At 71.0% G+C, this 7581-nt stretch carries 5 protein-coding genes and 3 pseudogenes; 4 read left to right on the forward strand and 4 right to left on the reverse strand.

Annotated features, from left to right (window positions below; genetic code table 11):
* The first annotated feature begins 139 nt into the window (after positions 1 to 139).
* Both tkt and ACS04_RS34880 read left to right on the forward strand, forming a co-directional pair.
* On the forward strand, positions 140 to 2356 hold the full coding sequence (tkt, locus tag ACS04_RS34875; protein WP_048480868.1) for a transketolase: 2217 nt from the start codon (positions 140 to 142) through the stop codon (positions 2354 to 2356).
* A 207-nt stretch (positions 2357 to 2563) separates the two neighbouring features.
* Entirely contained in the window at positions 2564 to 3544 is a 981-nt protein-coding gene (locus ACS04_RS34880) for an endonuclease/exonuclease/phosphatase family protein (RefSeq protein ID WP_245236703.1), read from the forward strand.
* A gap of 557 nt (positions 3545 to 4101) precedes the next feature.
* Here the strand turns inward: ACS04_RS34880 and ACS04_RS34885 are convergent.
* On the reverse strand, positions 4102 to 4779 hold the full coding sequence (locus ACS04_RS34885) for an adenosylcobinamide amidohydrolase (RefSeq protein WP_048480870.1): 678 nt from the start codon (positions 4777 to 4779) through the stop codon (positions 4102 to 4104).
* Positions 4780 to 5024: 245 nt separating this feature from the next.
* Positions 5025 to 5652, reverse strand: a pseudogene (locus ACS04_RS39935) (glycosyltransferase family 2 protein); the annotation flags it as partial.
* 344 nt (positions 5653 to 5996) lie between these two features.
* Here ACS04_RS39935 and ACS04_RS37980 point away from each other — a divergent pair.
* A pseudogene (locus ACS04_RS37980) lies at positions 5997 to 6260 on the forward strand (IS5/IS1182 family transposase); the annotation flags it as partial.
* A 198-nt stretch (positions 6261 to 6458) separates the two neighbouring features.
* Here ACS04_RS37980 and ACS04_RS40575 read toward each other — a convergent pair.
* Positions 6459 to 6524: pseudogene (locus tag ACS04_RS40575) on the reverse strand (hydrophobic protein); the annotation flags it as partial.
* 88 nt (positions 6525 to 6612) lie between these two features.
* Between ACS04_RS40575 and ACS04_RS34895 the strand changes: the two are divergent.
* Positions 6613 to 7056, forward strand: a complete 444-nt coding sequence (locus ACS04_RS34895) for a hypothetical protein (RefSeq protein ID WP_167352617.1) — start codon at positions 6613 to 6615, stop codon at positions 7054 to 7056.
* Positions 7057 to 7422: 366 nt separating this feature from the next.
* Here the strand turns inward: ACS04_RS34895 and ACS04_RS39945 are convergent.
* A partial coding sequence (locus tag ACS04_RS39945) for an alpha/beta fold hydrolase (protein ID WP_425337869.1) occupies positions 7423 to 7581 on the reverse strand: 159 nt, incomplete at its 5' end.

Here is a 7581-nt window from a genome sequence, read left to right on the forward strand (position 1 = left end):
CGAGCGCTCGGATCCCCGGTACAGGCCGTGTGATGACGCAAGCCAGGTCAACCGCGCGTGCCGAAAGGCACGGCCGCAGGCGCCCATCCACCAGCGAGCGGCCCGCCCGACCGGTCCGTCCGCATGACGAAGGGACAGCATGATGAACGAGCAGCCCGGCGCAGTACGGGGCACCAGGTCCGTGGCGGACCCGGTGGCCGAGCGGGCCGCGTGGGACGCGGTAGACGTGCGGGCGGTGGACACCGCGCGGCTGCTGGCGGCCGACGCGGTGCAGAAGGTCGGCAACGGTCACCCGGGTACCGCGATGAGCCTGGCCCCACTGGCGTACTTGCTGTTCCAGAACGTCATGCGCCACGATCCGGCCGATGACCAGTGGCTGGGGCGGGACCGCTTCGTGCTGTCCTGCGGGCATTCGAGCCTGACCCTGTACATCCAGCTCTACCTGGCCGGCTACGAAATGGAGTTGTCGGACCTGGAGGCGTACCGCACCTGGGGCTCGGCCACCCCGGGCCACCCGGAGCACCGTCACACCCGCGGAGTGGAGATCACCACCGGGCCGCTGGGCCAGGGCCTGGCCAGCGCGGTCGGCATGGCCATGGCCGCGCGCCGCGAGCGCGGCCTGCTCGACCCCGATGCCGCACCGGGCCGCAGCCCCTTCGACCACCACGTCTACGTCATCGCCTCCGACGGCGACCTGATGGAGGGCGTCACCGCCGAGGCCGCATCCCTGGCCGGGCACCAGGAACTCGGCGACCTCATCGTCTTCTACGACTCCAACCACATCTCGATCGAGGACGACACCGACGTCTCCTTCAGCGAGGACGTCCCCGCTCGCTTCGCCGCCTACGGCTGGCACGTGCAGAGCGTGGACTGGACGCGCACCGGCACGTACGTCGAGGACGTCGACGCCCTGCTGGCGGCGGTCCGGGCGGCCCGGGAGGAGACCGGGCGGCCTTCGCTGATCATGCTGCGTACCCTGATCGGCTGGCCGGCCCCGACCAAGCAGAACACGGGCAAGGCCCACGGCTCCGCACTGGGCGAGGAGGAGGTCGCCGCCACGAAGCGCCTGCTGGGCTTCGATCCCGAGACCAGCTTCACCGTCGAGGACGACGTTCTGGCCCGCACCCGACAGGCCGCCGACCGCGGCCGGCAGGCCCACGCCCAGTGGGACGAGCAGTTCACCGCCTGGAAGCGGAACCATCCGGACCGGGCCGCGCTGCTCGACCGGCTCCAGAAGCAGCAACTGCCCGACGGCTGGACCGACGCCCTGCCCTCCTTTCCCGCCGACAGCAAGAAGGGCATGGCCACCCGCGCCGCCTCGGGCGAAGTGCTCAACGCGCTCGCCCCGGTCCTGCCGGAGCTGTGGGGCGGCTCGGCGGACCTGGCAGGCAGCAACAACACCACCATGGACGGCGAGCCCTCCTTCATCCCGTCCGACCGGCAGACAAAGGACTGGAAAGGCGGCCCCTACGGACGGACCCTGCACTTCGGGATCCGCGAGCACGCCATGGGCGCGGTCCTCAACGGCATCGCGCTGCAGAGCCTGACCCGCCCCTACGGCGGCACGTTCCTGACGTTCTCCGACTACATGCGCCCCGCGGTCCGCCTGGCCGCGCTCATGCGACTGCCTACCATCTACATCTGGACCCACGACTCCATCGGCCTGGGCGAGGACGGCCCCACCCACCAGCCCGTCGAACACCTCGCCGCGCTGCGCGCCATCCCCGGCTTCGACGTCGTGCGCCCCGCCGACGCCAACGAGACCACCGCCTGCTGGCAGGCCATCCTCGAACACAGGGACCGCCCTGCCGGGCTGGTCCTGTCCCGGCAAGACCTGCCGATCCTGGACCGCGACAGCGGCCAGTACGCATCCGCCAGCGGGGCGGGCCGCGGCGGATACGTCCTGGCCGGAGCGGACGACGGTGCCACACCGGACGTCATCCTGGTCGCCACCGGCTCTGAGGTGCAGATCGCCCTGGACGCCGCCGAGCTGCTGGCCGCCGACGACCTGTCGGTACGGGTGGTGTCGATGCCGTGCCGGGAGTGGTTCGCCGCCCAGCCGGCGGACTACCAGGACCAGGTCCTGCCCCCCGACGTGCGGGCCCGGGTCAGCGTCGAGGCGGCCGTCGGGCAGAGCTGGCGCGAGGTGGTCGGCGACGCCGGCCGCATCGTCAGCCTGGAGCACTACGGCGCCTCCGCCGACTACCGGCGCCTCTACACCGAGTTCGGCATCACCCCCGAAGCCGTCGCCCAAGCCGCCCGTGACAGCATCGCCGACACACGGCGTGCGCCGCGGCCAGGCGGACATCAGCAGACATCCGCCCCCACCAGTGGCGGCACCGGAGACCGCCCGTAACCGACCTCCCGCTGCCTCCTGCCCCGCCGAGGCGAAGACGTGGTGGAAGGCCTTGCCCGTAGCAGCAGCGCACCCGTCAGGACCGTGGATGCACGCTCGCTGCTGCCGATGGGTGAACACGCAGGCGCGCCCACCCCGCATATCGGACTCGTTCGAATGCGTCCGAAAGACTGGCCCGCGACCTGGTCGACGACGACGGGAACAGCCTTGAGCTTGATCATCGGGACCTGGAACGTAGAGAACTTCTGCCGACCGTTGCCGGCGGGCAGCGCCCCCAACCCCAGCCGGTGCGCCGCCAAGGACCAGGCGACCTACGACGCCAAGGTCGAGGCCCTGGCCGGCGCCATCACCGAGATCGGGCCGGACCTGCTCGGCGTGCAGGAGGTCGGCGGCCAGGAGGCACTGGACGACCTGGTGGCCAAGCTGCCGGGCACCTGGCACACCGCCCTGTCGAACCACCCCGACCCCCGCGGCATCCGGGTCGGCGTCATCAGCCGCTTGCCCCTGCTCGACGTAAAGCACCGCAAGGACTTCCCGGACCACCTCCACCCCATCCAGGTCGAGGACCAGGGCGACGACGCCCTCACCAGCGAGATGGGGCGCGGCGGTCTGGCTGTCCGAATCGAGCCATCTCCCGGCCGAAGCCTCCACGTGGCCGTCTGCCACCTCAAGTCGAAGCTGCTGACCTTCCCGAACAAGCAGCACAGCACGAACGACGAGCACCTGCGCGCCCGCTATGAGGCTTACGCGCTCTTCCGCCGCGCCGCCGAGGCCGCCACCATGCGTGGCCTGGTCGACGAACTGCTCCAAGGCGACGGGAAGAACCGCAACGTGATCGTCTTGGGCGACTTCAACGACGAGTGGCAGGCCGCCACCACCCAGATCCTGTACGGGCCGCCCGGCTCGCAGATCGGCACCGGCGGCTTCACCCACCCCGACAACCCGGGCGACGCCAACCGCCTGTGGAACCTGGCCCCGCACATCCTGGAGCGGGGCGGCTTCTCCCGCATCTTCGAAGGGCAGCACGAGCTGATCGACCACATCATGATCAGCCACTCACTGCTGGCCACGTTCGAATCGGTCTCGACCGGCAACGAGAAACTGCCCAACGTGGTGGAGGCACACCCGGCCGCGCCACACGCCAAGCCCTCCGACCACTCGCCCGTGGTGGCGAAGTTCAACCTGTAAGAGCAGCAGGGCCGGCGCAGGGGGTAGGTGCCGGCCTGGTTCTGACCGCACTTCCGTGAGAACTCCGCTCATGTAGTGCTCGCGCCTATGCTCTGGCTGTCGGCGGTCTCAGACGGCTGGACGGCATGCGCGGTGGCCGGGTACTGGGTGACGGGACCGGCCATCGCCACAGCGGTGGCCCCGGTGATCGCGGCGCCGGCGTCCCCGGCTTTACGGCCACCGGTTGGTGAACCTCACCGACGCAGGCCAACCCATAACTGTCGAAATGAGAGGTGCGGGTACGCGTTCGCCGAACGATCACCGTGACCGTTCGGCGAACGGAACTGCTGGTGCGCACAGAACCCGTGGCCCGGCAGGCCGGAGATTCACTCGGCGGGCGAGTCCACGATGTTGTGCCAGTAATCGGGAAGATCGGAGATGTCCCACCAGGGGTTGGCTCACTTGCGCGGACTTCGGGTCCTGGTGTCGACGACCCGCTCGCAGAGGAGCGCGCGGGCAACCGGTCGTCGAACGGGTTGTCTCCTGTCGAGTGCCGCGTGGTCACCGGTGTGGACCGGTCAGAGCCTGGCCGCGGCGCCCACGGCGTGGTGGACGGCGCGGGCCACCCGCGCTCCCCACAGGGATCGGGGGCCGGCGAAGGCGTGGAGTTCCTCGTCGGAGTCCGGGATTCGGGCGGCGACGCACACGGCATCCGTGGGAGTGCCCGAGCAGTCGAAGCCGGCATCGAGCAGTGCCTGCACCTTCGCTTCAGTGGCCGTGGCCACGGCGTTGACCAGCGCAGCGTCGGTGAGCGGCACCGGCAGCGCCACCACGATGTTGATCGTGCCGGGGGTTGGGGCGAGGGCCGCGCCTTGTCGGGGGGAAGCGGCCCAGCCGCGGACCCCCAGCCCTGCGGTGGCGACGGCCTCCGCACCGCCGTCGTGGGCGTGGCCGTAGGCCCGGACGTCTGCGGCGGTCATCAGCCCAACTCCCGGTCCGTGCGCGCCTGCTTCACGGGCCAGCTCTGCGAGGTGACGGTGCGGGTCGGTCCGCTGGTAGCCGTGTGACACCTGCGCGTTGAGGACCCACGAGCGTACCCCGATTCCGCCCCCGAGTACGGCGCTGCTGATCATCCGCCAGCCGTTGCCCGCTTGCCACAGCAGGCTGTGCAGCCGCTCGCCGTCCTCGAGGCGGGTGAGCTGCTGCACCGGCAGCAGACTGATGGGGGGACGGAGCGGTGGAACGGACGCAGTCAACGAGCGGATCTCCTTACGGGGCGCGGACCAGGTGATCGTACGTCGCGCAATCCCACTCGGTGCCGGCCGACCAGTCCTCGGCTTCGCCGATGCCGTCCACGGCGGCACGGCACCACTACCGGCCGATGTCGTTCGGCGCGTGTCGTCCTCGCCGCGTCGCTCGAGGAGGTGACTGCCCGGCAGAGCTGCGGCTGCGGCATGGGCGACAGCCAGTCCGTCGGCCAGTGCGGTGCCGTCGGCCTCGGTCGCCAGACCGTGCGCCAGCGCATGGGACGCCGGGGTGGGCACGGCACGCGTACGCCTTCGAAGAAGCCGGCCCACCACGCGGCCAGGCCCGGCGCGTGGGGGGCGTTGTGCGAGTGTGTACGCGGCCCACGTGAAGTCGCCGACCTGGTCCATCACGCGCTAATACGGGTGGCATGGCCGCCGCCGAGGAACGTGGTCACCCGCCCGGACGTCATGGGGTTCTTGCCACCTACCCACGGGACGTGGCGGCGCTGGCTTGCGCCGGTCTCGCCCGCGATGCGGAAGCCGGCGACGCCCAGGCGAGGCCGTGCGGCGAACGCCTCCCGGACCAGTGGGGAAGGTGTCGGTGCGCGGGAGCAGCCCGTCGTCCTTCAAGACCACGACCACGTCCACGCCGCCCTGCTCGGGCAGCCAGGCCACCCCGGCGTTGCGGCCTCGGGAATCGCCAGGTTCTCCGCCGGCTCCACGCCGTCGACGCCGTCCGGCAACGGGGGAGGGGGGCACGCCCTGGCTCAGGACGATGACGGTGGCGGGGTCTCCTTCCTGCGCCGCGACGGACGCCAGGAGGGCTCCCAGTTCTGTGGGTCGGTCGCCCATGGTCAGGATGACGACCCCGATCTTCGACATGGGTGCTGGTGTTCCTCTCAGGTACCGAGCAGTTCGGTGGTGCGCTCGGCAGGCTCGCGGCGCCGGTGATGCCGCGCTTGCCGTACCGGGTGGCGCCGACGTGGATCTGCCGGATCGCCTGGCGGTTGCGGTCGGAGACCACGCCGCCCACGAAGTCCAGGGCCCGCGCCCACAGGCCCGCCGCTTCCTCGTACCGGCGCTGTCCTGCCACCGACTGCCCTGGTTTGGCCATGGTCAGCCCGTGCTTGAGCTGATAGGTCTCCGGGGCCCTGCCGGCCAGGGCGCACCCGTAGTGCCGCTCGGTCGCACCGTCGTCCTCCAGCCGGGCCCCGCATCGCGGGCCCGGCAGGCCCCGAACGCGGCCGTTGGCCGTGCTCGCGGACCGGGCCGACTCCTCCCGCCCAGTCCGGTCCTGGCTGCGACGACGAGCGATCCGCGCGGTCATCCCGCAGCCGTCCGACCAGATCGGCCACCGCCTGCGGCGAGGCCGCCGAGGCGGCCGCCCTCCCGGCTTCGACGTCGAGGCCTACAAACAGCGGAACACCGTCGAAGGCTGTATCAACCGCCTCAAGCAGTGGCGCGGCCTGGCCACCCGATGCGACAAAACTCGCCATCGCCTTCCAGGCCGCACGCCACCTCGCCGCCATCCTCATCGGGGCACGGCGATTACCAAAGAGACAGAACCTGGCACCGCACGAGCCCTGCCCAGGACGGCGCACACGCTCCCGGCAGGGCCCTCTGCGCACTCAACCCACGGGCTGACGCCGCGAAGCCGAGCAGTCAGCCAGGACAAGCGATCGCGAGCCCCACAGGATCTTGACCGCGAAACCGGCGCCGAAGACAATCAGCGCGAGCAGCAGGACCAGAGGCAGGGGCCATAGCGATGTACCTCCCCAACACCGTCTGCCCGGAAGGCCGTTCGATGAGGGTGACGCCTTGACCGGGCGTCGGGTGAGCGCCTTGGCGATAGGCGCATTGCTCGTGTTCACCGGGTGCGGCAGCGGCGGCGACGAGGCGCCCGTCTCCTGGAAACGCCCCTGCGACATGCTGCCCAAGGCCGTGGTGGAGAAGTCGGTCGGTGTTCCGCTCGTGGCGGCTGGCTCGGAAGGACGGTACGGGTTCGAGTGCAGCTACCGGCCCCCGAAGTCCCCCGAGGCTTTCTGGACGGTCTCCTTCAGGTCGGATACCGGCGGGACGTACTGCCCTGAACCGAAATCGCAGCCCGCTCCGGAGATCGACGCCGACGCGTACAAGATCGACGACAATGGACGTGTGGTCGTCGGGGGGCCGTACCACGGCCACTGCCTGCGCATCGCGGGCTACAGCAACCGGATCGACGGCTCGGAGGTCACCGTCGCCTCCGCCCTCGACCTGCTCCGCACAGCCAGGGGCCGCATGGGGTGACGGCGCGGTCGTAGAGTGCCCGGTCCACCTCACGCCGGCTGCCGCTCAGACCCGTCGCCGGACGCTGGTCCAGAACCTGGTGGCCCGACCTGGCGGTGGCCGCGCACGCGCTCGGCGTCCTTCGACCCGGGCTGCGCGCCCCGTGGAAACCAGCCGGGCAGGATCCTGTAAGGGCGGGCGATCTCCCGGATCGAGATGAGCGACTTCCCGGCGCCGGCTGCCCAGCTGCTCCCGCGGGCCCTCGCGTTCTGCTTCCGCTACGGGGCTCGGTCGGTGTCGCGGGGACGCGAGGCTTGCGGGCGGCCCCGTTGCGCTCGGGAGCGGCCGTCGCGCGGAGCTCCGTCTTCGGCTTCCGGCCCGCCTCATCTACCCGAGCACTCGTCCGAGGAAGCCGCGCAGGTAACCGGCGACGACGTCCAGATGGCTCTCCAGCAGGAAGTGCCCGCCGTTGACCAGGTGAACCTCCGCCTCCTTGGCGTCGCGGGCGAAGGCCCGCGCCCCCGCCGGGCCGAAGATTTCGTCGTT

The sequence above is a fragment of the Streptomyces roseus genome (assembly GCF_001044425.1).
In the GTDB taxonomy this organism is placed as follows: domain Bacteria; phylum Actinomycetota; class Actinomycetes; order Streptomycetales; family Streptomycetaceae; genus Streptomyces; species Streptomyces roseus.

Bases quoted from the DNA above. Each gene is read 5' to 3' on its own strand.
- tkt (WP_048480868.1), top strand. From the start codon at position 140: ATGATGAACGAGCAGCCCGGCGCAGTACGGGGCACCAGGTCCGTGGCG.